Raw genomic sequence first — 1,674 nt, 5'->3', positions numbered from 1 at the left:
GGGCAGGAGGAGTAGGGGGAGAATTCCTAACTCCTAACTTCTCAGTTAATACTCTTTACCTCTCACTCCCCGAACGGATCAACTCTCGGCCTCTACCGCCCGTGGAAATAGTGGATATGCGGCAAGAGTTGCAGCAGGGAAATCGTTCTATATTTAGTAGATCGCTGCAAGAAGCTTTGCAAGAGTTGCAAGAGAGAAAACAGCAGGGAATTTTATTTATTCATCGGCGGGGACACAGTACTTTTGTATCTTGCCGCAGTTGTGGATATGTGTTGGAATGTCCGCACTGTGACGTGTCGTTAGCGTATCACCACACCGAAGAAAAAGCGCCGGAATTATTGCGCTGCCATTATTGTAACTATGCGCGATCGCACCCCAAATTTTGCCCTGATTGTAGTTCCCCTTACCTAAAATTTTTCGGTAGCGGTACTCAGCGAGTAACGCAGGAACTAGCGCGACAGTTCCCAGAGTTACGCTTGATTCGTTTTGATAGCGATACCACCCGCAACAAAGGCTCACACCGTACTCTACTCACCCAATTTGCCAACGGCGAAGCAGATTTATTAGTAGGTACGCAAATGCTCACCAAAGGATTGGATTTACCACAGGTGACACTTGTGGGCGTTGTCGCCGCCGATGGATTGCTAAATTTATCAGATTATCGCGCTAGTGAACGGGCATTTCAAACCTTGACTCAAGTTGCTGGACGTGCTGGTAGAGGCGATGATCAAGGTAGGGTGATTGTACAAACTTATACTACAGAGCATCAGGTAATTGCAGCAGTGCGATCGCACGATTATCACTCTTTCTCCCAAGCTGAATTAGAACAACGCCAAGCCCTCAATTATCCTCCTTATGGGCGGTTAATTTTATTGCGCTTAAGTAGTCTCGATCCCATTCAGGTGCAAAATACCGCCCAAATAATTGCCACAACCTTGAGTACAGAAGAAATCGAGGTATTAGGCCCAGCACCAGCAAGTATTTTGCGGGTAGCTAATCGTTATCGTTGGCAGATATTGATTAAATTTGCCCCCGATGCATTACCACAATTGCCAGATTGGGAAGAAGTGCGATCGCTTTGTCCTTCGTCTGTGAGTTTAACTATTGATGTAGACCCATTAAATATTATGTGACCATGAACTGCGTGTATAATTACGCTTGAAGAAGAATTCAGAAGTTAGAATTCAGGAGCAAAGCTGGAGACGCTCCGCCTTCGGTCATAATCAAGACACTCGTTCGCTCTTAGCGTCTCCCCTTCTCCCAAAAGAAGAGGCTAGCGCCCGCCGTAGGATGCCCGAAGGGCTGTAGGAAGATGACTCGCTCATAGCGTTGCTATGCCGTTGACGGAGCCTCTCGTAGAGAAGGCTTTACGCTACGCTATCCGCTTTTTCGGTCAAAATACCCAACTGAATTCTGACGACTGACGCATGCATTCTGTTCGATAAAATCTTTTTTCCTATTCCCTAGAATCAGCTGATTTTGATGTTTGTCTCAAGCATACTAATTGAGTCTATCTATACATTATCAACCCTCAGATAGATGAAGCAAATGGAAGTATCATCTATATACAAAATTCATGTATACATATTAAAAGAATCTTTCATGATTTGCTGTTAAAGTTACTTGCATATTGACAACACAAACAAAAATAAACTTTGCCAGCAGCAGTTAACG

Annotated in this window: 1 protein-coding gene; it reads left to right on the top strand. The window is 44.7% G+C overall.

The window, feature by feature from the left end:
- A partial coding sequence (gene priA, locus ACFE90_RS36110) for a primosomal protein N' (protein WP_375507054.1) occupies nucleotides 1–1,133 on the top strand: 1,133 nt, incomplete at its 5' end.
- Nucleotides 1,134–1,674 lie beyond the last annotated feature (541 nt).

It is taken from the genome of uncultured Nostoc sp. (assembly GCF_964245445.1).
Lineage (GTDB): Bacteria > Cyanobacteriota > Cyanobacteriia > Cyanobacteriales > Nostocaceae > Nostoc.
This window is presented reverse-complemented; position numbering and strand designations above follow the sequence as displayed.